The organism is Cupriavidus sp. 86D6 (assembly GCF_057815095.1).
The window spans coordinates 75879-100502 of sequence record NZ_JBYPSB010000013.1 but is presented as its reverse complement, the minus strand read 5'-3'; the positions used below and the strand labels follow the sequence as shown (position 1 = coordinate 100502).

The 24624-nt window shown below is 66.5% G+C and carries 22 protein-coding genes and 1 pseudogene; 17 read left to right on the top strand and 6 right to left on the bottom strand.

Features of this window, described 5'->3' with window-relative positions:
• The first annotated feature begins 194 nt into the window (after positions 1–194).
• The 4 genes from AC3G88_RS23190 to cmdF all read left to right on the top strand — a co-directional run bounded on the left by AC3G88_RS23190 (position 195) and on the right by cmdF (position 6642).
• Positions 195–1484 carry a dicarboxylate/amino acid:cation symporter gene (locus AC3G88_RS23190; protein ID WP_488894023.1) on the top strand — a complete coding sequence of 430 codons (1290 nt, stop codon included), beginning with the start codon at positions 195–197 and terminating at the stop codon, positions 1482–1484.
• 130 nt (positions 1485–1614) lie between these two features.
• Positions 1615–3624, top strand: a complete 2010-nt coding sequence (locus tag AC3G88_RS23185; RefSeq protein ID WP_488894054.1) for a sensor histidine kinase — start codon at positions 1615–1617, stop codon at positions 3622–3624.
• Between the two features lie 23 nt (positions 3625–3647).
• Positions 3648–4970 (top strand): sigma-54-dependent transcriptional regulator, encoded by a 1323-nt coding sequence (locus tag AC3G88_RS23180; RefSeq protein WP_488894053.1) that lies wholly within the window; start codon positions 3648–3650, stop codon positions 4968–4970.
• Positions 4971–5037: 67 nt separating this feature from the next.
• The gene (gene cmdF / locus AC3G88_RS23175; protein WP_488894022.1) at positions 5038–6642 is read left to right on the top strand and encodes a tyrosine 2,3-aminomutase; all 1605 of its coding nucleotides are present in this window, start codon (positions 5038–5040) and stop codon (positions 6640–6642) included.
• A 7-nt stretch (positions 6643–6649) separates the two neighbouring features.
• Here the strand turns inward: cmdF and AC3G88_RS23170 are convergent, their stop codons facing one another.
• The 3 genes from AC3G88_RS23170 to AC3G88_RS23160 form a co-directional block, all read right to left on the bottom strand.
• Complete coding sequence (locus tag AC3G88_RS23170; RefSeq protein ID WP_488894021.1) at positions 6650–8758, bottom strand: ATP-dependent helicase; 2109 nt, start codon at positions 8756–8758, stop codon at positions 6650–6652.
• Positions 8759–8909: 151 nt separating this feature from the next.
• Positions 8910–9446, bottom strand: coding sequence for a TlpA disulfide reductase family protein (locus tag AC3G88_RS23165; protein WP_488894020.1), 537 nt, complete (start codon positions 9444–9446; stop codon positions 8910–8912).
• A gap of 129 nt (positions 9447–9575) precedes the next feature.
• Complete coding sequence (locus tag AC3G88_RS23160; RefSeq protein ID WP_488894019.1) at positions 9576–10070, bottom strand: thioredoxin fold domain-containing protein; 495 nt, start codon at positions 10068–10070, stop codon at positions 9576–9578.
• Between the two features lie 136 nt (positions 10071–10206).
• Between AC3G88_RS23160 and AC3G88_RS23155 the strand changes: the two genes are divergently transcribed.
• The 3 genes from AC3G88_RS23155 (at position 10207) to AC3G88_RS23145 (ending at position 11804) form a co-directional block, all read left to right on the top strand.
• Complete coding sequence (locus tag AC3G88_RS23155) at positions 10207–10848, top strand: hypothetical protein (protein ID WP_488894018.1); 642 nt, start codon at positions 10207–10209, stop codon at positions 10846–10848.
• Between the two features lie 93 nt (positions 10849–10941).
• Positions 10942–11595 (top strand): LysE family transporter, encoded by a 654-nt coding sequence (locus AC3G88_RS23150; protein ID WP_488894017.1) that lies wholly within the window; start codon positions 10942–10944, stop codon positions 11593–11595.
• An 83-nt stretch (positions 11596–11678) separates the two neighbouring features.
• Positions 11679–11804, top strand: a complete 126-nt coding sequence (locus AC3G88_RS23145; RefSeq protein WP_302847671.1) for a hypothetical protein — start codon at positions 11679–11681, stop codon at positions 11802–11804.
• Between the two features lie 72 nt (positions 11805–11876).
• Here AC3G88_RS23145 and AC3G88_RS23140 read toward each other — a convergent pair whose 3' ends face one another.
• The 3 genes from AC3G88_RS23140 to AC3G88_RS23130 all read right to left on the bottom strand — a co-directional run bounded on the left by AC3G88_RS23140 (position 11877) and on the right by AC3G88_RS23130 (position 14613).
• Positions 11877–12710, bottom strand: coding sequence for a YEATS-associated helix-containing protein (locus AC3G88_RS23140; protein ID WP_488771428.1), 834 nt, complete (start codon positions 12708–12710; stop codon positions 11877–11879).
• A gap of 15 nt (positions 12711–12725) precedes the next feature.
• Positions 12726–14264 carry a YifB family Mg chelatase-like AAA ATPase gene (locus AC3G88_RS23135; RefSeq protein ID WP_488894016.1) on the bottom strand — a complete coding sequence of 513 codons (1539 nt, stop codon included), beginning with the start codon at positions 14262–14264 and terminating at the stop codon, positions 12726–12728.
• An 85-nt stretch (positions 14265–14349) separates the two neighbouring features.
• Positions 14350–14613, bottom strand: a complete 264-nt coding sequence (locus AC3G88_RS23130) for an accessory factor UbiK family protein (RefSeq protein WP_066739835.1) — start codon at positions 14611–14613, stop codon at positions 14350–14352.
• A gap of 525 nt (positions 14614–15138) precedes the next feature.
• Between AC3G88_RS23130 and AC3G88_RS23125 the strand changes: the two genes are divergently transcribed.
• The 10 genes and pseudogenes from AC3G88_RS23125 (at position 15139) to bfr (ending at position 24574) form a co-directional block, all read left to right on the top strand.
• Positions 15139–15942, top strand: coding sequence for a TorF family putative porin (locus AC3G88_RS23125; RefSeq protein WP_488771425.1), 804 nt, complete (start codon positions 15139–15141; stop codon positions 15940–15942).
• A gap of 64 nt (positions 15943–16006) precedes the next feature.
• A complete protein-coding gene (locus AC3G88_RS23120; RefSeq protein WP_066739826.1) occupies positions 16007–16345 on the top strand; it encodes a P-II family nitrogen regulator in 339 nt (112 codons plus the stop codon).
• A 32-nt stretch (positions 16346–16377) separates the two neighbouring features.
• Positions 16378–17913, top strand: a complete 1536-nt coding sequence (locus tag AC3G88_RS23115; RefSeq protein WP_488894015.1) for an ammonium transporter — start codon at positions 16378–16380, stop codon at positions 17911–17913.
• Between the two features lie 528 nt (positions 17914–18441).
• The gene (gshA, locus tag AC3G88_RS23110) at positions 18442–19737 is read left to right on the top strand and encodes a glutamate--cysteine ligase (protein ID WP_066739913.1); all 1296 of its coding nucleotides are present in this window, start codon (positions 18442–18444) and stop codon (positions 19735–19737) included.
• A gap of 100 nt (positions 19738–19837) precedes the next feature.
• Positions 19838–20791, top strand: coding sequence for a glutathione synthase (gshB, locus tag AC3G88_RS23105; protein WP_488894014.1), 954 nt, complete (start codon positions 19838–19840; stop codon positions 20789–20791).
• 125 nt (positions 20792–20916) lie between these two features.
• Positions 20917–21372: a PTS sugar transporter subunit IIA gene (locus tag AC3G88_RS23100; protein ID WP_153949029.1), complete on the top strand. Its 456-nt coding sequence runs from the start codon at positions 20917–20919 to the stop codon at positions 21370–21372.
• A complete protein-coding gene (locus tag AC3G88_RS23095; protein ID WP_092603109.1) occupies positions 21341–21610 on the top strand; it encodes an HPr family phosphocarrier protein in 270 nt (89 codons plus the stop codon). The genes AC3G88_RS23100 and AC3G88_RS23095 overlap by 32 nt, the downstream gene beginning before the upstream one ends.
• A 49-nt stretch (positions 21611–21659) precedes the next feature.
• Positions 21660–23418: pseudogene (ptsP, locus tag AC3G88_RS23090) on the top strand (phosphoenolpyruvate--protein phosphotransferase).
• A gap of 225 nt (positions 23419–23643) precedes the next feature.
• Positions 23644–23925: a (2Fe-2S)-binding protein gene (locus AC3G88_RS23085; protein ID WP_488771420.1), complete on the top strand. Its 282-nt coding sequence runs from the start codon at positions 23644–23646 to the stop codon at positions 23923–23925.
• A 169-nt stretch (positions 23926–24094) separates the two neighbouring features.
• Complete coding sequence (bfr, locus tag AC3G88_RS23080) at positions 24095–24574, top strand: bacterioferritin (RefSeq protein ID WP_092603115.1); 480 nt, start codon at positions 24095–24097, stop codon at positions 24572–24574.
• Positions 24575–24624: the final 50 nt, after the last annotated feature.

The following is a 24624-nucleotide window of genomic DNA, read 5'->3' as shown; positions in this document are numbered from 1 at the left end:
GGACTCCCGGATCGATCCGCCCGCCGGTACTGATGTCTTCTCTTGCAAATCAAGGACTTGGCCGCGCCGGCGTGCGTGGCACGGCTGTTGCAAATAGTTACTTCCAGACGCGCCGCCCGCTCATCGCGGGCCAGGCGTGCAACGTGGGCGCCTTCCGAGCGCCCGGCACCGGTCAAAACACCGAGGACGACATCATGAGGAAACCCTTTTACAAGATCCTGTACGTGCAGGTCCTGTTCGCGATTGCCGTGGGCATCCTGCTGGGACATTTCGCGCCGGCCACCGGCGTGGAAATGAAACCGCTGGGTGACGCGTTCATCAAGCTGATCAAGATGATCATCGGCCCGATCATCTTCTGTACCGTGGTGTCCGGCATTGCCGGCATGCGCGACATGAAGAAGGTGGGCCGCGTGGGCGGCAAGGCGCTGCTGTACTTCGAGATCGTGTCCACGTTCGCGCTGCTGATCGGCCTGATCGCATCGCACGTGCTGAAGCCCGGCGTGGGCTTCAACATCGATCCGGCCACGCTGGACACCAAGACGATCTCGCAGTACGTGTCGAAGGCCCACGGCCAGAGCACGGTCGAGTTCTTCATGCACATCATCCCGGACACGATCTTCAGCGCGTTCGCCAATGGCGACATCCTGCAGATCCTGCTGGTCTCGCTGTTCTTCGGCTCGGCCCTGGCCATCATCGGCGACCGCGCGCAGATCATCCACGACATGGTCGACCAGGTGTCGAAGGTGTTCTTCCACATCGTGCACGTGATCACCAAGGTGGCCCCGATCGGCGCGTTCGGCGCCATGGCCTTCACGATCGGCAAGTACGGCCTGGGTTCGCTGATTCCGCTGCTGAAGCTGATCGGCACGTTCTACTTCACCGCCGTCGTGTTCGTGCTGGTGGTGCTGGGTACCGTGGCGCGCCTGACCGGCTTTTCGATCATCCGCTTCGTCGCGTACATCAAGGAGGAACTGCTGATCGTGCTGGGTACCAGCTCGTCGGAAGCCGCGCTGCCGCACCTGATGGAGAAGATGGAGAAGCTGGGCTGCTCGAAGTCGGTGGTCGGCCTGGTGGTGCCTACCGGTTACTCGTTCAACCTGGACGGCACCAACATCTACATGACGATGGCCGTGATCTTCATCGCCCAGGCGACGAACATCGAGCTGACCCTGATGCAGCAGCTGACCATCCTGGCCGTGGCAATGGTGACGTCCAAGGGCGCCAGCGGCGTGACCGGTTCGGGTTTCATCACGCTGGCGGCCACGCTGGCCGTGGTGCCGACCATCCCGGTGGCCGGCATGGTGCTGATCCTGGGCATCGACCGGTTCATGAGCGAATGCCGCGCGCTGACCAACATCATCGGCAATGGCGTGGCCACCGTGGTGGTGTCGGCCTGGGAACGCGAGCTTGACCGCGCCCGCCTGAACCGCGTACTGCGCGGTGGTGGCGATGACAACGTCGAACTCGCCGACGCCAGCGCCTGACATGTCTGGCCAGGTGCCCGCCGACCCGCTGAACGGCGTCGCGGGCACCCCGCAGCATCCCTCCGCTGGCTCGGGAGCCCCCCAGGGCGGCCAGCGGGTATCATCGGCGCGAGAGCTTTCGCCCGCGCCGATGCCCCATTCCGACGACTTCCTTGCCGTGCATGACCCCGCACCGCCTGACTCCGTGCACGCGCCGGAGCACAGTTCGCGCTGGTGGGGCTTTGCCGTTGCGCTGCTGGCCGGCCTGCTGGTGCTGTGCACGCTGACCTGGCTGCTGTCGGTGCAGCGCGGCATCGTCGCATTGCAGCAGTCCACGGCCATGCGTGCCGACCGGTACGCCGGCACCCTCGAATCCACGCTCGACCGCTACGAATTCCTGCCTGCGCTGGTGTCGCTGCACCCGTCCGTGCGTGCGCTGCTGGCGTCGCCGCAAGACCCGGCACGCATCGCGGCCGTCAATGACTACCTGGTGGAGGTCAACCGGCGCGCCCGGGCATCGGCCACCTACGTGATCGCCGCGAACGGCCTGGCGCTGGCCGCCAGCAACCACGGCGAGCCGGGCAGCTTCGTCGGCACCGACTATCGCTTCCGTCCGTATTTCCAGATGGCCTCGCGCGGCGAGGTGGGCCGCTTCTATGCCATTGGCGTGACCAGCGACGAACCGGGCTACTACATCGCCCAGCCGATCGAGGCCGGCGGCAAGGTGATCGGCGTGACGGTGGTCAAGCTGAACCTGGAATGGTTCCAACGCGCCGGCTCGGGCCGGGGCGAGCCGCTGATGGTGTCCGACGACCACGGCGTGATCTTCCTGTCGTCGGTGCCCGGCTGGCAGTACCGCACGCTGCGGCCGCTGCCGCCGGCGCTGCAGGCCGAACTGCATCGCACGCGCCAGTACCACGATGTGGACGTCACGCCGCTGCCGATGCAGTCGCTGGCGTCGCCCGTCATGCGCTGGCTGGCCGACAACACGCTGTCCGATGGCCAGCGGCTGGTGCGGGTAGGCCCGACCGGCCGGCGCGATGGCGAGGGCGCGGCCGATGGCGGGGAGGGTGCGGGCCTGGGCTTCGGCCTGGCCGACACCGGCGGCGACCGCTACCTTGAAATCAACCGCACGGTAGGCCCGGCCGGATGGAACATGCAGGTCATGGCGCCGCTGGACCCGGTGCTGGCCAATGCCCGCAGCGCGACCATCGGCGCCGCGCTGGCGTACGCGTGCATCTGCCTGCTGCTGGTGAACCTGCGCCAGCGCCGCCAGCGCGCGCGCGACATGCTGTACAGCCGCCGCCTGCTGGAAGCCGCCTACGACGAGCTGGAGCGCCGCGTCGAAGCGCGTACCGCCGACCTGATGGCCATCAACGAACAGCTCGAAGGCGAGGTGGCCGAGCGCACGCGCGCCGAAGGCGAATTGCGCGCGACCCAGGACGAACTGGTGCAGGCCAGCAAGCTGGCCGCGCTGGGCCAGATGGCGGCGGGCATCACGCACGAACTCAACCAGCCGCTCGCGGCGCTGCGTACGTTCTCCGACAACACCCGGGTGCTGCTGGAGCGTGGGCAGCTCGATGCCGCGACGGGCAACCTGTCGGCCATCGCCGACCTGACCGAGCGCATGGGCAAGATCACGGGCCAGCTCAAGCTGTTTGCCGGCAAGGCACGCCAGCGCCGCAATGCCGTGCGTGTGCGTGCCGCGCTGGATCATGTGCTGCAGCTGATCGCCCCGCGCCTGGGCCAGGTGATGCTGCGCATACGCGGGCTGGACGGCGAGTCCGCCGACCTGGCCGTGTGGGCCGACGAACTGAAGCTCGAACAGGTGCTGCTGAACCTGGTGGGCAACGCGCTCGACGCCATTACCGCCGTGGGCCGCCCCGATGGCCGGGTGGACATCGACGTCGCTGCCACCGACGAGCAGGTACGTATCGCGGTGCGCGACAATGGCACCGGCATAGCGCCGGACGCGTTGCCGCGCCTGTTCGAGCCGTTCTACACGACCAAGGAAATCGGCCAGGGCCTGGGGCTCGGGCTGGCCATCTCGTCGTCGATCGTGCGCGAGTTCGGCGGCCAGCTGGTGGCCGGCGATGCCGAAGGCGGCGGCGCGGAATTTGTGGTGACGCTGCGGCGGGCGCGCCAGCCCGTGGCGGCGTGATGAGGAAAAGCGAAATGATTGCGATGCAAGACGGGTTGCGCGTGCTGTTTGTCGAAGACGAACCGCTGGTGCGCCAGGCCACGGCACAGAGCCTGGAACTGGCCGGATTCTCGGTGCTGGCGCTGCCGTCGGCCGAGGCCGCGATGCCGCACCTGAGCGCCGACTTCCCGGGCGTGCTGGTGACCGACGTGCGCCTGGGCGGCGCGTCGGGGCTGGACCTGCTGCACCACTGCCGCAACGTGGCGCCAGGCCTGCCGGTGATCCTGGTGACCGGGCATGGCGATATTACGATGGCGGTGCAGGCGATGCGCGAGGGCGCCTACGACTTCATCGAGAAACCCTTCGGCGCGGACCGCCTGACCGATACCGTGCGCCGGGCGCTGGAGCGCCGCGCACTGGAACTCGAAAACGTGGCGCTGCGCCGTGAACTGGCCGGCCCGGCGGCCGGCACGCGCATCATCGGCCGGTCGCCGGCCATTGGCCAGGTGCGAGGGCTGATCGCCAATGTGGCCGAAACCGATGTGCCGGTGATGATCAACGGCGAGACCGGCACCGGCAAGGAACTGGTGGCGCGCAGCCTGCACGCGCTGTCCACGCGCCGCGACGCGCCATTCATCGCGCTGAACTGCGGCGCGGTGCCGGAATCGATCTTCGAAAGCGAGATGTTCGGCCACGAGGCGGGCGCGTTCACGGGGGCAGGCAAGCGCCGCATCGGCAAGCTCGAACATGCGTCGGGCGGCACACTGTTCCTGGACGAGATCGAGAGCATGCCGCTGGCGCTGCAGGTGAAGCTGCTGCGCGTGCTGCAGGAAGGCACGCTGGAGCGGCTGGGCTCGAACGCATCGCTGCCGATCGACGTGCGCATCGTCGCCGCCGCCAAGGGCGACATGGAGTCGCTGGTGGCGCAGGGCACGTTCCGGCAGGATCTGCTGTACCGCCTCAATGTGGTGACGATTCCGCTGCCGCCGCTGCGCGAGCGTCGCGAGGATATCGTGCCGCTGTTCGAGCACTTCATGCTGGTGGCGGCCGTGCGCTACCAGCGGCCGGCGCCGATCCTGTCCGAGATGCAGCGCCAGCAGCTGATGCAACGCCCGTGGCCCGGCAATGTGCGCGAGCTGCGCAATGCGGCAGACCGCCTGGTGCTGGGCGTGCCCGAGGGCGGCCATGCCGGCAAGGCCGAAGGCGGCGACGAATCGATTCCGCTGCGCGAGCGGATGGAGCGCTACGAGCGCGCCGTGATCGCCGATACGCTCGCGCGCACGGGCGGCGCCGTCAGCCAGGCCGCCGATCTGCTGCAAGTGGGCAAGGCGACGCTCTACGACAAGATCAAACGCTACGGACTGTAACGGCTGCGGCAGGGCGAATCGGGCGCGGTACACTCTCGCCCCTGCCTTGATCCCTACCGCACGCCCCATGACCGACACCGCATCCCAAGCCGCCATCGACGGCTACCAGCTCCGCCCCGAAGCCGTCGCCGCCATCGCCCAAGGCAAGTTGACCGCGCAAGTTCCTGCCGACGTCCTCGACAAGGTGCGCGACGCCCGGGCCCGCTTCGAGCAAGTGGCAGCCACCAATGTGCCGATCTACGGCGTGTCCACCGGGTTTGGCGAACTGGTCCACAACTGGGTCGATATCGAGCACGGCCGCGCGCTGCAGGAGAACCTGCTGCGCAGCCACTGCGCCGGCGTGGGGCCGCTGTTCTCGCGCGATGAAGTGCGGGCCATGATGGTGGCGCGCGCCAACGCGCTGTCGCGTGGCTATTCGGCGGTGCGCCCGGTGGTGATCGAGCAGCTGCTCAAATACCTGGCCGCCGGCATCACGCCGGCCGTGCCGCAGGTGGGATCGCTCGGTGCCAGCGGCGACCTTGCGCCGCTGTCGCACGTGGCCATCACGCTGATCGGCGAAGGCAAGGTGCTGACCGCCGATGGCGGCACGGCGCCCACTGCCGACGTGCTGCGACAGCACGGCATTGCCCCGATCACGCTGGCGTACAAGGAAGGGCTGGCGCTGATCAATGGCACTTCCGCCATGACTGGGGTGTCGTGCCTGCTGCTGGAGACGCTGCTCGCGCAGGTCCGGCAGGCCGAAGCGATTGCGGCGCTGGCGCTGGAAGGGCTGTCGGCATCGGCCGATGCGTTCATGGCGCACGGCCACGACATCGCCAAGCCACACCCGGGCCAGGTCAGCTCCGCCGCCAACCTGCGCGCGCTGCTGGCCGGCTCGACGCGGCTGGCCGGGCACGACACGCTCAGCGCGGAGATGAAGCATCGCGCCGGCGACGAAAAGAACACCGGCACGGGCGTGTTCATCCAGAAGGCCTACACGCTGCGCTGCATCCCGCAGGTGCTCGGCGCCGTGCGCGATACGCTGGATCACTGTGCCAACGTGGTGACGCGCGAACTCAATTCATCGAACGACAACCCGCTGTTCTTTGACGATGACGCGCTGTTCCACGGCGGCAATTTCCACGGCCAGCAGGTGGCCTTCGCGATGGACTTCCTGGCCATCGCCGCCACGCAACTGGGCGTGATGGCCGAACGCCGCCTGAACCGCCTGCTGAGCCCGCACCTGAACAATCGCCTGCCGGCCTTCCTGGCCGCCGCCAACGAAGGCCTGTCGTGCGGCTTTGCCGGCGCCCAGTACCCGGCCACGGCGCTGGTGGCCGAGAACCGCACGATCTGCAGCCCGGCCAGCATCCAGAGCGTGCCGTCCAACGGCGACAACCAGGACGTGGTCAGCATGGGGCTGATCTCGGCCCGCAACGCGCGCCGCATCCTCGACAACAACCAGTACATCCTGGCGCTGGAGCTGCTGGCCGCGTGCCAGGCGGCGGAACTGGCCGGCGCGGTCGAGCACCTGTCGCCAGCCGGCCGCGCGGTCTTCGCCTTCGTACGCGAACACGTGCCGTTCCTGGACACGGACCGCTACATGACCGACGAGATCGAACGCGTGGCCGCGCTGCTGCGCGACGGGGCGCTGGTGGAAGTGGTGGGTCAGGCGGGGGTGGCGCTGGCCTGATGGCCGCCTATTTCCACATGTTGCGCATGCGGGATGCCAGATCGACCTGCGGCAAGGACGCCTTGTCCTGCCCTTCGCCGGGCATCGGCGGGGGCGGCCACGACCGGCTGTAGAAATTCGGCATCACGCGGTTCGGCAGGAAGCGCGTGCGCGACGCGTAGACATGGCGGTCGCCAAAACCCACCTGGTTGTGCACGTAGAACCGCTGGGGGACGATCACGTCGAGATGGTCGCGCGCGCGCGTCATGGCCACGTACAGCAGGCGGCGTTCTTCCTCGATTTCCTCGGTGGTGCCGGTGGCCAGGTCGGACGGCATGCAGCCGTCCACGGCGTTGAGCACGTACACGGCCTTCCATTCCTGGCCCTTGGCCGAATGGATGGTCGACAGGATCAGGTAGTCCTCGTCACGCGACGGCACGCCGGATTCGTCACTGGACGCGCTGGGCGGGTCCAGCGTCAGTTCGGTCAGAAAACGCTCGCGCGACGCATAGGTGGCCGCGATGCGCTCGATCTGCTGCAGGTCGGCCTGGCGCGCGGCGGCATCGTCGTGCATGCGCTCCAGATGTGGCGCGTACCACGCCACCACCTGCTCGAACTCCGACGGCCACGGCGACGTGGGCGCCATCAGCGTGCGGGCCAGCGTCAGCAGGTCGTCCCACGCGGGCGCGGCAGCGGGTGGGGCTTCGAAGGCCTCCAGCGCCACCAAAGGCTCGGTGGCCGCCTCCAGCCCTTCGAGCACGCGCGCGGCGGTCTTCGGCCCGATACCGGGCAGAAGCTGCAGCGTGCGGAAGCCGGCCATGCGGTCGCGCGGGTTTTCCAGCCAGCGCACCACGGCCATCACGTCCTTCACGTGCGTCGATTCCAGAAATTTCAGGCCGCCGAACTTCACGAACGGGATGTTGCGCCGGGCCAGTTCGATTTCGACCTGCGCACTGTGGTCGGCGGCGCGGAACAGCACCGCCTGCTGCATCAGCGCCAGGCCCGATTCGCGCCGTGCCAGCACCTGCTCGACCACAAAGCGCGCCTGGTCGGCTTCGTCGTTGACCACCACCACGCCGGGCTTCTCGGCCGACTCGCGCAGCGACCAGAGGTCCTTGGTGAAGCGTTCGGCCGCCAGGCCGATCACTGCGTTGGCGGCTTGCAGGATCGGCTGCGTGGAACGGTAGTTCTGCGACAGCGTGACCTGTTCGGCAGCCGGCGTGAACTGCGTCGGGAAATCCAGGATGTTGCGCACCGTGGCGCCACGGAAGGCGTAGATCGACTGCGCGTCGTCCCCCACCACGGTCAGGCCACGGCCCTGCGGCTTCAGCGCCAGCAGGATCGACGCCTGCAGCGCGTTGGTGTCCTGGTACTCGTCGACCAGCACGTGGTCGAAGCGCGCGCCCATGTCCTGCGCCAGCGCGGGCTCGGTCATGGCCTGCGCCCAGTAGAGCAGCAGGTCGTCGTAATCCAGCACCTGCTGCTTCTGCTTGGCCTCGACATAGCCGGCGAACAGCGTCTTGAGCGCGTCGGCCCACATCGCGTAGCGCGGAAACTGGGTCTTGAGCACCACCTCGATCGGCAGTTGGGTGTTGACCACGCGCGAATAGATGGCCAGGCAGGTTTCCTTGCGCGGAAAGCGCGACGCCTGCTCAGACAGCCCCAGGTCGTGGCGCACCACGTGCATCAGGTCGGCCGAATCGCCGCGGTCGCTGATCGTGAAGCTCGGCGCCAGGCCAAGCGTCTCGGCGTATTCGCGCAGCAGCCGGGCGCCGATGGCGTGGAAGGTGCCCGACCACTGCAGCGCCGCACGCCCTGCGCCGGACTGGATGCCCAGCGCCTGATCGACAATGCGCTCCACGCGGCGGCCCATCTCGGACGCCGCACGGCGCGAGAACGTCAGCAGCAGGATGCGCCGCGGGTCGGCGCCGCCCACCACCAGGTGCGCGACGCGATGCGCCAGCGTATTGGTCTTGCCCGAGCCCGCGCCGGCAATAATCAGCAGCGGCGCCTCGCCCGCATATTCCACGGCGGCGCGCTGCTCCGGATTCAGCTTGGACAGGTAGGCAGCCGCGTCGCCCGTCTCCGGGGAGAGATCGGCGGGCACGTCGGCTTCAGGGGCGAGATCCGGTAGCACAGCGGGAAGGGCAGAGGGGAGGATTGAGAAAAATCTGGCGCCCACTGTATATCCATACAGCTTCGACTGGCAAGCCGCACGTGCCTGCGCGGCGTCCGGGCAACAAAAAAGGTGCCGCTTGGGCACCTTTTCGACCGGGGACGGAAGGCAATCAGGCCGCGCTTGCCAGCGCACCGTCCAGCAGCTTGTGCAGCGCATCCCACTCGGGCTCGCCCACGTAGCGTTTCAGGATCTTGCCGTGCTTGTCGACCACGAATGTGGTGGGCGTGAGCTGGACGTCGCCAAAGGCCTTGGCCGCCGAGCCGTCCGAATCCATGGCCACCTTGAACGGCAGTTCGCGTGTCTTGGCGTAGTTGGCCACGTACATCGGCGGGTCATAGTTCATGGCCACGGCCACGAAATCCAGGCCCTTGTCCTTGAACTGCTTGTAGGTGTCGATCATCTGCGGCATTTCCTTGACGCAGGTGGCGCAGCTGGTGGCCCAGAAGTTGACCAGGTAGACCTTGCCCTTCAGATCGGCCGTGCTGACTTTCTGGCCCGACAGCAGCGTGAACGTGGCATCGGGCACCTTGCTGGCTGGCGACATGGCGCGATAGCCAAAGACGCCAAGCAGGGCGACGATCACGACCGCGACGGCGAGCGGCCAGCGTTTGCGCGGGGAAGTGGCGGAAGCAGCAGTATTGGACATGGAATAACGGTACCGGGACAGCCATCGGACAGCGGCTATTCTACTGCCGGGCGCGGAAGCCGGCATCGTGGACGGTCAAGCCCGCCGGGGCTGCGGCAATTCGCCGCAATATGGAAGCGTGTGCCCGCGCTACTGCTGCGCGCCGGGCCGGGCGGCCACCTTGGCGCGGGCCTCGTCGATGGCCTGCTCCAGGTAGGCACCATAGAAATCGGGCTGCATGCCGCGCAGCGGCTTGGCCAGGTTGCGGCCGTGCGGGTCCAGGAACATCACGGTCGGGGCGACCGAGATGTTGTGGGCCTGCGCCCAGCGTTTGGCGGTGGTCATGGTGCCATCGACGTCACGGATCGGCGTATCGGCCGTCATGTCGATTTCCCGCGCGGCAATGTCCCCGGCCGCCACCTGCGGGCCCAGATAGTTGCGGCGCACCGTCTCGCAATAGGTACAGCCGGGCAGGCTGACCAGCACCACCAGCGGCTCGCCCTGCCTGGCGGCTGCGGCCGACTGGGCGCCGATATCGGTCACCGGAGGCAGGTGCACGGTGCCGGCCACGGCGCTGAAGCCGGCCACTGCGGCCAGGCTGGCCAGCCACGGTGCGGCAAGGCGGGGCAGGGAACGGAAGGGCATGGTCACCTCACGGAAAACGGGCCGGCCGGCGCCTGGGTGGTCGGCAAGGGACGATGGGCGATGAAAGCCACGGGTCGGACATGCGCGGGCGGGCGGCTTCCCGGATAATACCGGCTTGCGCACGAATGCGCCGCCCATGCCGATGCCCCCATCCACGCTCCGCCCCCGTCCGCCCGGTTCGTCCAGCTCGTCCCGTCTCGGCCTGTTTCGCCCCGGTCATTGCCTGCTGCCGCTGCTCGCCCTGCTCTGGCTGGCGCTCGCCGGCTGCTCGCCGCGCTATGACTGGCGGACCATCGTGTCGAACGACGGCAAGTACACCGCCATGTATCCGGCCAAGCCGACCAGCGCCGCGCGCGATGTATCGATTGCCGGCCACAAGCTGCCGATGACCATGGATGCCGCGAACATCGAGGGCACGCTGTTCGCGGTGGGCGTGGTGACGTTGCCCAGCGACGATGCCGCCATGCGCCGCGAAGCCATGGACGCCATGCAGGCCGGACTGGTGGCTAACCTGGGTGCGCACCCCGGGGCACCGGCCCAGGCGCACCCCGTCACGGTGATGTCGGCGGCCCAGCCGCCCGTGTCGCTAGCCGGCGTGGAAGTGTCGGTGGCCGGCGTATCGCCGCAGGACAAGGCGCCGCGCCGCCTCACCGCGCGGCTGGTGGCGTCGGGCGCCCGCGTCTACCAGGCCGTGGTGCTGGAAGCGGGTGAGGCCGCCCGCGATACGCGCCAGGCCGAGCAGGTCGAACAGTTCCTGACCGGATTCCACCCGTTCTGAGGCAGACTCGACCGCTTGATCCGATTGAACCGGCTTTAGCCTTTAGCCTTTAGCCTTTCGTCTTTAACCGTTGTTACCTTCAGGAGTGCAGTGATGCGTTGGGAAGTGTGGCTGGCTTATTTTGCCGCGTGCTGGGTGATCGCCGTTTCGCCAGGATCGGGCGCGGTGCTGTCCATGAGCCATGGCCTGTCGTATGGCCTGAAGAAGACGTCGACGACGATCCTGGGCCTGCAGACCGGCCTCGTCATCATCCTGCTGGTGGCCGGCGGCGGCCTTGGCGCGCTGCTGCTGGCGTCCGAGGAAGCCTTCCTGGTCGTCAAGACGATTGGCGCGATGTACCTGATCTACCTGGGCGTCCAGCAATGGCGATCCAAAGTGGAGACGATCCCGGAGGACGGCGCCAACGGCCAGGGCGGCGCGGTACGCACGGCGGTCATGAGCCGTCGGCGCCGCTTTGCCACGGGCCTGCTGACCAATGTCACCAATCCCAAGGGCATCATTTTCATGGTGGCGGTCCTGCCGCAGTTCATCGACCCGGGCCATCCGCTGGGCGTGCAGCTGGCCATCCTGGCCGCCACGATGTGCTTTGTGGACCTGATCGTGATGCACGGCTACGCGCTGCTGGCGTCGCGCATGCAGGGCCTGTTCCGCAACGCCCGCGCCGTGCGCTGGCAGAACCGCTTCTTCGGCGGCGTGCTGGTGGCCGTGGGCACCGCGCTGTTCTTTGTGCGCCGGCATCACACCTGAAGCCACCCCGGCGGCCGAATGACTGGCGTAGTGCGGCAGCGTTTGCTTCAATGGGGAGTGACCCGGCGTACATGGAGCCCCCGATGCACGATGTCCCCCTGACTGCCCACCGCGAACCCCCTCCCGACGAGCCGCCCCCGCCCGGCTTCCCGGCGGACCAGCCGCCCATCGAGGAACCGCCCCCGCCGCCGCTGGAACCGCCGGTGTGACATGACGAAGGCCCGCGATGCGGGCCTTTTGTCTGGGGATACGCCATGCTTAATGGGTCGGAGGGGTGTCGCTCATGTGGCATTCCTTTTGAAAATTGAGACAAGGGCTGAGAATTCCGGATCCTGACGCACGCGCTCGAGATCGTCCTCGGACGTGAGCGCGGCGACAAGCCAGTCGCGCTGGCTTGCCGTGGCACAGTGCCACGCTCGCAACAGCAGGGGTTTGATCTGGATAAATGGTGTATCGATTAGCGCGCGATAGCACGCGGCGTTGAAGAGCCAGCTAAACACCTCGCTGCCGTCCAGCGCCAGCGCGCGGTCGATGGCGGCTACTGCTTCGGCAGCCCGACCAAGACGCTTCAGACAGTAGGCACGCCATGCCAGGCAGCCCGCATGGTCCGGGTCCGTAGTCAACACGCGGTCTGCTGCGGCAAGTGCGTCTGCATACTGGCCGTTGTCGACCAACTGCATGACTTTCCACATGGCAACTGCACGATTGTTCGCGCGATGCGCATGATCTGTTGCACTTCGTGCCGTGCGTTCTGCCGTCTCTGCAATGGCTTTTGCCTCTTGCGATATTCTCAGGGCCCTGCGGCCGACTGAATCGATAAATTGCTGAGCGAAGTACGCTGCCGCAATGCAAAAGCCAATCAGTACGAAGAGCTTTTCCGGGTGTTCCCTGGATTGGGCGATCAAGGCGCTTGAAATCGAATTCAGGAACATCGGCACCAGAAATGCTGCGGCAACCCCCACGACGGCGCTGGTAATCCAGCCGGGCTCCCGGGTTCCGGTGCGCCACTGCATGAACCGGGCGATGCCACCGCCAATGCCGGAAAGCAGGATCGTCGCGAACACGATCCACCACCAGAACTCGGAAAACCATTCGAATGCAACGGAAGTAGTCATTGTTCAATCCCCAAGCTAAGCCGACCGCAGCACCCGCCGATACTGGATCGCCTCCGCCACATGGGCGGCGTTCAGTACCTCGGCGCCTTCCAGGTCGGCGATGGTGCGGGCCACTTTCAGCACCCTGAAGTACGCGCGGGCCGACCAGCCCAGCTTGTCCATCGCGCCGCGCAGCAGGGTCTGCGCGGCGTTGTCGAGCGGGCAGTGGGTGTCGATGGCGCGGCCGGACAGTTCGCTGTTGGGCATGCCTTGGCGCGCCAGCTGGCGGTCTCGCGCGGTCACGGCGCGGGCGCGGACCGTTTCGCTCGGTTCGCCGGGCGGGCCGTCCAGGATGTCGTGCTGGCCCTGGGCGGGTACCTCGATCTGCAGGTCCACGCGGTCGAGCAGCGGGCCCGAGATCCGCGATTGATAGCGTTGCACCTGGTCGGGTGTGCAGCGGCACATGCGGGTGGGGTGTCCCAGGTAGCCGCACGGGCACGGGTTCATTGCCGCGATGAACTGGAAGCGGGCCGGGAAGTCGATTTGCGCCGCCGCACGGGAAATCGTGATGTGGCCGGTTTCCAGCGGTTCGCGCAGGACTTCCAGCACGCGGCGCTCGAACTCTGGCAATTCGTCCAGAAACAGCACGCCATGGTGGGCCAGCGAGATCTCTCCGGGGCGAGGATTGCCGCCGCCGCCCACCATCGCGGGCCCGCTCGCGGTGTGGTGCGGGCTGCGGAACGGCCGTCGGCCCCATTGCGATGGCTGGAAACCGCCCGGCGTCAGGCTTAGCACGGCAGCGGCATCGAGCGCCTCGGCCTCGGTCATGGGCGGCAGCAGCCCCGGAAATCGCTGGGCCAGCATCGACTTGCCCGTGCCGGGCGGCCCCACCAGCAGCACGGAATGCAGGCCCGCCGCGGCCACTTCCATGGCACGCCGGGCCTGCAGCTGCCCGCGCACGTCGCGCAGGTCGGGCGCATCGCCCGTATCGGCCACCCGTTGCGGCGGGCGGGCGCGCCGTAGTGCCTGCTCGGGCGGCAGCCCCAAGTGATGGCACACCTCGCGCAGCGTGGCGCCGGCATGGACCGTCAGATCCTCCACCAGCGCGGCCTCCGGGCCGTTTTCCATGGCGACGATAAACGCGCGCGGGGGCTGGCCGGCGTCCATCCGTGCCCGGTTGTCGCGCGCCAGGCCCATCGCCATGGCCAAGGCACCGCGCACCGGGCGCAGATCGCCAGCCAGGGACAGCTCGCCGGCAAACTCGAACGCATCGAGCCCTTCCACCGGCAACTGTCCGCCAGCGGCCAGAATGCCCAGCGCGATGGCCAGGTCGAAGCGCCCCGACTCCTTCGGCAGGTCGGCGGGCGCAAGGTTGACCGTGATACGCCGGTTCGGAAACTCGAAGTCGCTGTTGAGCAGCGCCGCCCGTACGCGCTCGCGGCTTTCGCGCACTTCGGTATCGGCCAGCCCGACGATATTGAATGCGGGCAGGCCATTGGCAAGATGGATCTCCACCGACACCGGCGGCGCGTCGATGCCGCTCAGGGCGCGGCTGCGCAGGACTGCAAGGCTCATACGTTTGCGGATTTGTTAAAGAAAAAGGCCACCGGGTGACGGTGGCCTTTCTGGCGATGCGGGGCAGGCGGCTGGCGCCTTGGGGTCATACCCCGGTCGAAGGTGGCGGATTGACGCCGGCGCGGGCTTCCAGGGCGGCCACACGGGCCTCCAGTTCCTCCAGCCGGGCGCGCGTACGTGCCAGTACCTGCGATTGCACGTCGAATTCTTCGCGCGTGACCAGGTCCAGCCGCGCAAAGCCCTGGGTCATCATGCTGCGCACGTTTTTTTCGATGTCCTTGGCCGGCGAATTGCGCAGCGCCTCGCTGACCTTTTGCTGCAGGTCGTTGAAGAGATCGGTCGGTTTCATGGTGAAGCTCCTGTTGTGACCAATGGATCGTTCGGGTCAGGCCGCGCCGGGCAGGCAGTGGCCCAGGCGACGGGCAGTGGCGAATCGGCCAGCCATGCACCGCATTGGGGCGACGGCCCGGGGCGCCTGGCACACGGGACCAGCAGGCCGATGCACCCGACTGGGGCGTATCGCGCCGCTTGCTCGCCGGGCTGGCCCGGCTGTCTCACCGGGACGCCAAGCACGCAGCACTTGACCCGTCATGACGCGGATTATGGCGCTTCGGCGCCCGCCATGAAAGCTCTGACAAGGGCTGGTCACATCTTTTAACGCTTTCCGGGCGCGGCCGAGGGCACTGCGCGGTCTCGTTCCATGTGGTTCCGGAGCCCCGTGGACGCTGCTGCCGGCATGCGTCGCCGCAGGGCGGTGATGGCTGGCACGGCTGTTGCAGTATCGATTGCCAGGAGCGTCAACACCACAAAGCAATAAAGCAGCAGATCCTCAAAAACGAGCCCGCGAAGATTTCAAGGAAAAGGAGAGAACCAGATGAAGACGTCGAGCCTCGCAGTCAGCGCCGCTGCGGTCCTGTTGAGCCTGGCAGCCCCGGTGGCGTTCGCGCAGACCGCCCCGGACACCGCCGCGCCGGCAGCCGCACCCGCCGCCGAGCCGGCATCGCCCCACACATTCAGTGCCAACGTGTCGCTGGTGTCTGACTACCGCTATCGCGGTATCAGCCAGACCAACCTGCGTCCGGCCATCCAGGGCGGGTTCGACTATTCGCACGAGAGCGGCTTCTACGTCGGCAACTGGAACTCGAGCATCAGCTGGCTCGAGGATGCGGACTCGTCGGTCTCGGCGCCCGTGGAAATGGACTTCTACGGCGGCTACAAGAACAAGTTCGGCGTTGGCGGCGAGGAATTCAACTATGACGTCGGCGTGCTGCAGTACTACTACCCGGGCGGCTACACGACCACCCGCCCGTACACGACCGAACTCTACGCCGGCATCGGCTGGGGCCCGGTGTTCCTGAAGTACTCGCACGCGGTGACCAACCTGTTCGGCATCGACGACAGCAAGAACAGCTACTACGTCGACCTGTCGGCCAACGTGCCGCTCAATTTCTGGGATCTGACGCTGAACGCGCACGTGGGCTACCAGGGCGTGACGCATCACAGCGACGCGTCGTACACGGACTGGAAGATCGGCCTGACCAAGGACCTGGGCAAGGGCTTTGCGCTGTCGGTGGCCTATGTGGACACCAACGCCAAGGAGTCGTTCTACACCAGCGCCAACCGTGGCCGCTACCTGGGCAAGGCAGCCGCCTGGGCATCGATCACCAAGACGTTCTAACGCAAACAGCACACATCCCAGCCGGGCGGCCCGAGCCCATCGGGCCGCCTCAAGGAGAACCCCAATGAAACTGATCATTGCAGTCATCAAGCCGTTCAAGCTCGACGAGGTGCGCGAAGCCCTCTCGGACGTGGGCGTATCGGGCATCACGGTTACCGAGGTCAAGGGCTTTGGCCGCCAGAAGGGCCACACCGAACTCTATCGGGGCGCCGAGTACATCGTCGACTTCCTGCCCAAGGTGAAGATCGAGGTGGCGGTGCCCGACGATGTGGTGGAACGCGCCATCGAGGCCATCGAGAAGTCGGCCCGCACCGGCAAGATCGGCGACGGCAAGATCTTTGTCGCCCCCGTTGAACAGGTCATCCGCATCCGCACCGGCGAGACCGGCGGCGATGCGCTGTGACGACAGAACTACGAGAGACAGAGGTTAGACCCATGAAAACCTGGTTCAAGCGATTCCTGACGGCTGGCGCGATGACGCTGGCGCTCGGCACGGCCGGCCTCGGCCTGTCCACCCATGCCGTGGCGCAGGACAAGCCCGCCGCCGAGGCTTCGGCCCCGGCAGCGGCCACCGCGCCCGCGGCTGCCCCGGCGGCAGCGGCAGCGGCTCCGGCAGCCGCCGCGCCGGCCGAAGCCGCACCCGCCGCCGCGCCGGCCCCTGTTCCCAACAAGGGCGATACCGCCTGGCTGCTGGTGTCCACGGCGTTCGTGATCCTGATGACGCTGCCCGGTCTGGCGCTGTTCTACGGCGGCCTGGTCCGGTCGAAGAACATGCTGTCGGTGCTGATGCAGTGCCTGGTGATCTTCTCGCTGGTGGCGATCCTGTGGGCCATCTACGGCTACAGCTTCGCGTTCACCGAGGGCAATGCGTTCTTCGGCGGCACCGACCGGCTGTTCATGAAGGGCCTGAACGTCGATGCCGTGGCGGCCACCTTCAGCAAGGGCGTGGTGATCCCGGAACTGGTGTTCTTCGCGTTCCAGTGCGCGTTCGCCTGCATCACCTGCGGCCTGATCATCGGCGCTTTCGCCGAGCGCGCCAAGTTCTCGGCCGTGCTGGTGTTCGTGGTGCTCTGGTTCTCGTTCGCCTACATCCCGATGGCGCACATGGTCTGGTTCTGGCCGGGCCCGGACGCCTACACCGACGCCGCTGCCGCAACCGCAGCCACGGCCAAGTCGGGCTGGCTGTTCCAGAAGGGCGCGCTGGATTACGCCGGCGGCACCGTGGTGCACATCAACGCCGCCGTGGCGGGCCTGGTGGGCGCCTTCATGTTCGGCAAGCGTATCGGCTTCGGCCGCGAGGCAATCCGCCCGCACAGCCTGACCTTCACGATGGTGGGTGCGTCGCTGCTGTGGTTCGGCTGGTTCGGCTTCAACGCCGGTTCGGGCCTGGAAGCCAACGGCGGTGCCGCGCTGGCCTTCGTCAACACGCTGCTGGCCACCTGCGCCGCCGTGCTGGCCTGGACCTTCGGTGAGTGGATTGGCAAGGGCAAGCCGTCGATGCTGGGCGGTGCCTCGGGTGCCGTGGCCGGCCTGGTGGCCATTACCCCGGCAGCCGGCTTTGTCGGCCCGATGGGTTCGATCGTGATGGGCCTGGTGGCTGGCCTGCTGTGCCTGTGGGGCGTGACCGGCCTGAAGCGCATGCTGGGCATGGATGACTCGCTGGATGTGTTCGGCGTGCACGGCGTGGGCGGTATCGTCGGCGCGCTGCTGACCGGCGTGTTCGCGGCACCGAGCCTGGGCGGCGTGGGCATCTACGACTACGTGGCCAACAAGGTGGCCGACGACTATTCGATCGCCGGCCAGCTGTGGATCCAGTTCGAAGGCGTGCTGACCACGATCGTGTGGTCGGGCGTGGTGTCGCTGGTGGCCTACAAGCTGGTGGACATGCTGATTGGTCTGCGCGTGCCGGAAGAGGAAGAGCGCGAGGGCCTGGATATCACTTCGCACGGCGAAACCGCCTATGAAGGTTGATATCCACAACAGAGTTGTGCTGGAGAGCTGATTGGGAATCTTCTCTCAGGAGTTTTGCCCCGGCCTTGCGCCGGGGCTTTTTTATTTTCCGGCGCGGAATCCCAGTGTGATCGCTGACTGGCATTCCGCGCTGCGGAACCGCCCGATTTGCACGCCCCAAGGCGGGACAAGGGCTGCCGGCCCTATTCGCAGGGTGCTTAAATCGGATCTTAAAAAGTCTCAATTGTATTTAATGGGGTGCGCGCATAGAGTGCCAGTGAGGCAGTTTCCTCCACCTGCAGAACGCTCCCCGTATCTGTCAGGCCATTTGAAAGCGCGGCACCACGCCGCGCTTTTTTTTTCTGCGGCCCTTCCGGCCCCCCGGCGGCACCCCGGCCGGCCCGGCTCCGGGGTTTGAAAACCGCCGATCAGCCCCATATCCCCATCCCTGGCCAGGTTCCGCATAAGGTTATGCAAGGCGAGCCTGCAGCCAGATAGCCGTTCCCTTACAATCGGGGCGGACAATAAAGCTGATTCCTTAGGATGGATATGGTCCCGCATCTCATCACCGCGCTGAACGGTCCGCTGCTCGAACTGGAAAAGAAGATCCTGGACGCTACCCCGTCCATCGAGCGTTGGTTCAGGCTGGAATGGCAGGAACATACCCCGCCGTTCTACTGTTCCGTCGACCTGCGCAATGCCGGCTTCAAGCTGGCCCCGGTCGACACGAACCTGTTCCCGGGCGGTTTCAACAACCTGGCGCCCGAGATGCTGCCGCTGGCCGTGCAGGCCGCCATGGCCGCGATCGAGAAGATCTGCCCGGACGCCAAGAACCTGCTGCTGATCCCGGAACGCCACACGCGCAACATGTTCTACCTGCAGAACGTGGCGCGGCTGTCGCTGATCATGCGCCAGGCTGGCCTGAACGTGCGGCTGGGCTCGCTGTCCGAGGAAATCACCGAACCGACCCCGATCGAACTGCCCGACGGCCAGACGCTGGTGGTCGAGCCGCTGGCGCGGCTGGGCACCAAGGGCCGCCGCCTGGGGCTCAAGGATTTCGATCCCTGCTCGATCCTGCTCAACAACGACCTCTCGGCCGGCATTCCGCCGATCCTGGAGAACATCAACGAGCAGTACCTGCTGCCGCCCCTGCATGCCGGCTGGTCCACGCGCCGCAAGAGCAGCCACTTTGCCGCCTATGACGAAGTGGCCAAGAAGTTCGCCAAGCTGATCGACATCGACCCGTGGATGGTGAACCCGTACTTCGCGCGCCAGTCGGGCGTGAACTTCCACGAGCGCATCGGCGAGGAAGAACTGGCCGATTCCGTCGAAGGCGTGCTCAAGAAGATCGCCAAGAAGTACCGCGAGTACGGCATCAAGGAAACGCCGTACGTGGTGGTCAAGGCCGATGCGGGCACCTACGGCATGGGCATCATGACCGTGCGCGACCCGTCCGAGATCAAGGGCCTGAACCGCAAGGAACGCAACAAGATGAGCGTGGTGAAGGAAGGCCTGGAGGTCTCCGACGTCATCATCCAGGAAGGCGTGCACACGTTCGAGAAGGTCAACGAGGCCGTGGCCGAGCCGGTGGTCTACATGATCGACCGCTACGTGGTGGGCGGCTTCTACCGCGTGCACACGGGCCGCGGCAACGACGAGAACCTGAATGCGCCGGGCATGCATTTCGTGCCGCTGGCGTTTGCCCCGAACGGTATTCCGGACAGCCACGCCAAGCCTGGCGCGGCGGTGCCGAACCGCTTCTACATGTATGGCGTGGTGGCTCGCCTGGCGCTGCTGGCAGCCTCGGTGGAGCTCGAGAAGACCGATCCCAACCCGATCCTCTGACCTGCGGCGCCCCCCCGCCTGTCACGCACGCCCCCGGTCCGGCGCGGTCGATCCGAACCCGCCGGACGCTTTTCACCTGACGCCAACGCGACGAGCCATCATGCGCATCCTTTTCATCACCGACCCGCTGGAAACCTTCAAGACGTACAAGGATTCCACCTACGCCATGATGACCGAGGCGGCGGCGCGCGGGCACGAGCTGTTCTTCTGCCTGCAGTCGCAGGTGTCGCTGTCGGCCGGCGTGGTCGAGGCCGTGGCACGGCCGCTGACGCTGCTTGACGATGCGCACGACTGGTTCCGCCTGGGCGAGGCCGCGCTGCTGCCGCTGGCCACCTTCGATGCGGTGCTGATGCGCAAGGACCCGCCGTTCGACATGGAATACGTGACCAGCACCTGGCTGCTGGAACTGGCGGAAAAGCAGGGCGCGCGCGTGTTCAACAAGCCGCAGGCCATCCGCGACCACTCCGAGAAGCTGGCGATTGCCCAGTTTCCGCAGTTCGTCACGCCGACGCTGGTCACGCGCGACGCGGGCCGCATCCGCGCCTTCCACGCCGAACACAAGGACATCATCGTCAAGCCGCTCGATGGCATGGGCGGCATGGGCATCTTCCGCGTGGGGGCCGACGGCATGAACCTGGGTTCGATCGTCGAGACGCTCAGCGACAACGGCGCCCGCACGCTGATGGTCCAGCGGTACATCCCCGAAATCAAGGCGGGCGACAAGCGCATCCTGCTGATCGGCGGCAAGCCGGTGCCGTACTCGCTGGCGCGCATTCCGCAAGGCAGCGAGATTCGCGGCAACCTGGCCGCCGGCGGCGTGGGCCGCGGCCAGGAACTGAGCGCGCGCGACCGCGAGATCGCCGAGACGCTGGCGCCGGGCCTGTTCAAGCAGGGCCTGCTGCTGGTGGGCCTGGATGTGATCGGCGACTACCTGACCGAGGTAAATGTGACGAGTCCGACCTGTTTCCAGGAAATCACCCAGCAGACCGGCTTCAACGTGGGGGCGATGTTCATCGACGCGCTGGAGGAGGCCGTGGCCAGCGACCGCCGTTGAGCCGGCAGGCAGGGCGGTACGCCGGGGTTGATGCGAAGGCGCCACAGTCGCCGGGGCGCACATAAACACGGGAGAGGCCGCAAGGCTGCCTGCTACAATTTGGGCAGTCCAACGGATTCACCATCATGGCAGGAATTCTGATCATCGCGCACGCGCCGCTTGCTTCGGCGCTGCGCGATTGCGCTGCCCACGTCTACTGTGGCCAGCCGCCCCGGTTGGCAGCCATCGACGTCGTCGCCGACGCCGATCCGGCCGCCGTGCTGGCCGAGGCCCAGCGCAGCCTGGCCGCGGTATGCGAAGAAAACGGTGCCCTGGTGCTGACCGATATCTTTGGTGCCACGCCCGCCAACATTGCCGCGCGCCTGGCCGAGCCGGGCCGCGTCAAGGTGCTGGCTGGCGTGAACCTGCCGATGCTCGTGCGCGCGATCTGCTATCGCGCCGAAAAGCTTGACCAGCTGGCCACCAAGGCATTGGCCGGCGGCTCGCAAGGGGTGCTGCAGATTGGCACGACCGCCGTCCAGAATCAAACCGCAAATCATCCCGACAAATATGCTGCAGAGGGACACCACCATCATCAATAAGCTCGGGCTCCATGCCCGCGCATCCGCCAAGCTGACGCAGCTGGCGGGCAATTTCAAAAGCCAGGTCAAGATGTCCCGGAACGGCCGCCAGGTGGATGCCAAGAGCATCATGGGCGTCATGATGCTGGCCGCCGGCATTGGCTCGACGGTCACCATCGAAATCGACGGCCCCGACGAGCAGGAGGCGATGGACGCCGTGCTGGCGCTGATTGCCAACCGCTTCGGCGAAGGCGAGTGAGGCCTGGCGCCACACCTAGAATTCCTTAACGTTCCTGACGGAGCGGGTCATGCCCTTTGCCTTGCACGGCATTCCGGTTTCTCGTGGGGTCGCCATCGGGCGGGCGCCATATCCTGGCGCCGGCTGCGCTGGATGTTTCGCACTACCTGGTCGACGAAGACCGTCTCGACGCCGAGGTGGAGCGATTACGCGCGGCGCGCGCGGCCGTGCGGGCGGAACTGGTGACCCTGAAGCGCGACCTGCCGCGCGACGCGCCCGAGGAAATGGGCGCGTTCCTGGACGTCCACGCGATGATCCTCGACGACGAGGCGTTGTCGCGCGAGCCCGAGGAACTGATCCTCCAGCGCCGGTACAACGCCGAGTGGGCGCTGACCACGCGGCTTGAAGAACTGATGCGCCAGTTCGACGAAATCGAGGACGAGTACCTGCGCGAGCGCAAGGCCGATATCCAGCAGGTGGTGGAGCGGATCCTGAAGGTGCTGGCCGGCGCGCCCGTGCTGGCCCCCGCGCCGGTGCCGGCCCTGGCCCCCGATGGCGAGGCCGCGCCCGGCGTGATCGTGGTGGCGCACGACATCGGCCCGGCCGACATGCTGCAGTTCAAGCACACGGTGTTCCACGGGTTCGTGACCGATCTAGGCGGGCGCACGTCGCACACCGCGATCGTGGCGCGCAGCCTGGACATCCCGGCCGCCGTGGGCGTCAAGAGCGCCAGCGAGCTGATCCGCCAGGACGACTGGATCATCATCGACGGCGATGCCGGCCTGGTCATCGTGGATCCGTCGGCCATCATTCTCGAGGAATACCGCCACCGCCAGAGCGAACGCGCGCTGGAGAAAAAGCGGCTGCAGCGGCTGCGGCACATGCCGGCCGTCACGCTGGACGGGCTGGAAATCGAGCTGCTGGCCAATATCGAACTGGCCGAGGATGCCGGTGCGGCGCTGGCCGCCGGTGCGGTTGGCGTGGGCCTGTTCCGCTCGGAATTCCTGTTCATGAACCGCCGGAACGAAATGCCCGACGAGGACGAACAGTTCCTGGCCTACCGCAATGCCGTGGAGGCCATGCACGGCCTGCCCGTGACGATCCGCACGATCGACGTGGGTGCCGACAAGCCGCTGGACGGCCTGGGCGAAGACTTCGAGACCGCGCTGAACCCGGCGCTGGGGCTGCGGGCCATCCGCTGGTCGCTGTCGGAACCGGCGATGTTCCTGACCCAGTTGCGCGCGCTGCTGCGGGCGTCGGCGTTCGGGCCGATGCGGCTGCTGATCCCGATGCTGGCCCACGCCAGCGAGATCGACCAGACGCTGGACCTGATCGAGCAGGCCAAGCGCCAGCTGGACGCGCGCGGCCAGCCGTACGATCCGGGCATCAAGATCGGGGCGATGATCGAGATCCCCGCTGCCGTGCTGCTGCTGCCGCTGTTTCTCAAGCGGATGGACTTCCTGTCGATCGGCACCAACGACCTGATCCAGTACACGCTGGCGATCGACCGCGCCGACAACGCCGTGGCCCACCTGTACGACCCCCTGCATCCGGCGGTGCTGCAGCTGATTGCACGCACCATCCGTGACGCCAACCACGCCGGCGTGCCGGTGGCGGTCTGCGGCGAAATGGCTGGCGATCCGGCGATGACCCGCCTGCTGCTGGGCATGGGCCTGCGCGAATTCTCGATGCATCCGGCCCAGCTGCTGCGGGTGAAGCAGGAAGTCATCCACGCCGACTGCGAGCGGCTGTGCAAGGTCGTGGACCAGATCCTGACCTGCTACGAGCCCGAGGAACAGGCGGCGGCCCTGAAGCTGCTGTCGGCATAGCACAACCCTTAAATCCTTAGGGTTTTTGTTTCGGTGTTGGCGGATCTGACGCCACTTTTCCATGCGAAAAGTGGCGTGCCAGATGCCTTTTCCGGTCATTTCCATGGCGCTGTGCACGACGCTTCCCATGTGGATTAATGGGAATTGTTATCATTTTCGATCTCTGTTATTCTGCCTCTCATCGCGTGCGGCATGCCGGTGCCGCCAGCCCTCAGGAGGCAAGTTGTGTACGTCTGCATCTGCAATCAGGTTACCGACCATGAGATTCATGGTGCCGCTCATCTTGGCGTGACCACGCTCGACGAGCTGGCCGAAACGCTAGGCGTGGGAACCTGCTGCGGCCGCTGCCGCGACTGCGCGAAGCAAGTGCTTTGCGAAGGCGTTGCCGCTGTGAAGACCATCCAGATCGTTGACATTTCAGCCTGTTCGCCGGCTGCGTCACATGCCATAATGGACGCTCGTGACCCGGCAGTCGCGAACGACCAGCGTACCGCGCTGGTTGCCTGATTCAGGAAGCGTTCACACACCGAACAACGCGTGAATTGAAAAGCGCGCCCACGGATTCGTCCGCGGCGCGTTTTGTCGTTCCCGACCGTTGCATCTCGCTGCATTTCGTCGCCTTCGTCCATTCGCCGGGTCCGTTTGTGGTCTGCAACATCCGCATCAGGAGCCCCGAATGAAAGGTGACAAGAAGGTCATCCAGCATCTGAACGCCCAGCTCAAGAACGAGCTGACCGCGATCAACCAGTATTTCCTCCACGCACGCATGTACCGCCACTGGGGCCTGAAGAAGCTCGGTGATGTCGAGTACAAGGAGTCGATCGGCGAAATGAAGCACGCCGACCGGCTCATCGACCGCATCCTGATGCTCGACGGGCTGCCCAACCTGCAGGACCTGCACAAGCTGCTGATCGGCGAAGACACGCCCGAAATGCTCAAGTGCGACCTGAAGCTGGAGCAGACCGCGCACGCCACGGTCAAGGAAGGCATTGCGTACTGTGAATCCGTTGGCGACTACGTCAGCCGCGAACTCCTTGTCGATATCCTCACGGACACCGAAGAGCATATCGAGTACCTGGAGACGCAGCTGGACCTGATCGACAAGGTCGGCCTGCAGAACTACCTGCAGTCGCAGCTGGAACCGGGCGAGCAATAAGCGCGCTGGCTTCCGACCCAGTCGCGGCGTGACCGATCACCGGCAGGCGC

Bases quoted from the DNA above. Each gene is read 5' to 3' on its own strand.
- AC3G88_RS23190 (WP_488894023.1), top strand. From the start codon at position 195: ATGAGGAAACCCTTTTACAAGATCCTGTACGTGCAGGTCCTGTTCGCG.
- AC3G88_RS23185 (WP_488894054.1), top strand. From the start codon at position 1,615: ATGCCCCATTCCGACGACTTCCTTGCCGTGCATGACCCCGCACCGCCT.
- AC3G88_RS23180 (WP_488894053.1), top strand. From the start codon at position 3,648: ATGCAAGACGGGTTGCGCGTGCTGTTTGTCGAAGACGAACCGCTGGTG.
- cmdF (WP_488894022.1), top strand. From the start codon at position 5,038: ATGACCGACACCGCATCCCAAGCCGCCATCGACGGCTACCAGCTCCGC.
- AC3G88_RS23165 (WP_488894020.1), bottom strand. From the start codon at position 9,446: ATGTCCAATACTGCTGCTTCCGCCACTTCCCCGCGCAAACGCTGGCCG.
- AC3G88_RS23160 (WP_488894019.1), bottom strand. From the start codon at position 10,070: ATGCCCTTCCGTTCCCTGCCCCGCCTTGCCGCACCGTGGCTGGCCAGC.
- AC3G88_RS23155 (WP_488894018.1), top strand. From the start codon at position 10,207: ATGCCGATGCCCCCATCCACGCTCCGCCCCCGTCCGCCCGGTTCGTCC.
- AC3G88_RS23150 (WP_488894017.1), top strand. From the start codon at position 10,942: ATGCGTTGGGAAGTGTGGCTGGCTTATTTTGCCGCGTGCTGGGTGATC.
- AC3G88_RS23145 (WP_302847671.1), top strand. From the start codon at position 11,679: ATGCACGATGTCCCCCTGACTGCCCACCGCGAACCCCCTCCCGACGAG.
- AC3G88_RS23140 (WP_488771428.1), bottom strand. From the start codon at position 12,710: ATGACTACTTCCGTTGCATTCGAATGGTTTTCCGAGTTCTGGTGGTGG.
- AC3G88_RS23135 (WP_488894016.1), bottom strand. From the start codon at position 14,264: ATGAGCCTTGCAGTCCTGCGCAGCCGCGCCCTGAGCGGCATCGACGCG.
- AC3G88_RS23130 (WP_066739835.1), bottom strand. From the start codon at position 14,613: ATGAAACCGACCGATCTCTTCAACGACCTGCAGCAAAAGGTCAGCGAG.
- AC3G88_RS23125 (WP_488771425.1), top strand. From the start codon at position 15,139: ATGAAGACGTCGAGCCTCGCAGTCAGCGCCGCTGCGGTCCTGTTGAGC.
- AC3G88_RS23120 (WP_066739826.1), top strand. From the start codon at position 16,007: ATGAAACTGATCATTGCAGTCATCAAGCCGTTCAAGCTCGACGAGGTG.
- AC3G88_RS23115 (WP_488894015.1), top strand. From the start codon at position 16,378: ATGAAAACCTGGTTCAAGCGATTCCTGACGGCTGGCGCGATGACGCTG.
- gshA (WP_066739913.1), top strand. From the start codon at position 18,442: ATGGTCCCGCATCTCATCACCGCGCTGAACGGTCCGCTGCTCGAACTG.
- gshB (WP_488894014.1), top strand. From the start codon at position 19,838: ATGCGCATCCTTTTCATCACCGACCCGCTGGAAACCTTCAAGACGTAC.
- AC3G88_RS23100 (WP_153949029.1), top strand. From the start codon at position 20,917: ATGGCAGGAATTCTGATCATCGCGCACGCGCCGCTTGCTTCGGCGCTG.
- AC3G88_RS23095 (WP_092603109.1), top strand. From the start codon at position 21,341: ATGCTGCAGAGGGACACCACCATCATCAATAAGCTCGGGCTCCATGCC.
- bfr (WP_092603115.1), top strand. From the start codon at position 24,095: ATGAAAGGTGACAAGAAGGTCATCCAGCATCTGAACGCCCAGCTCAAG.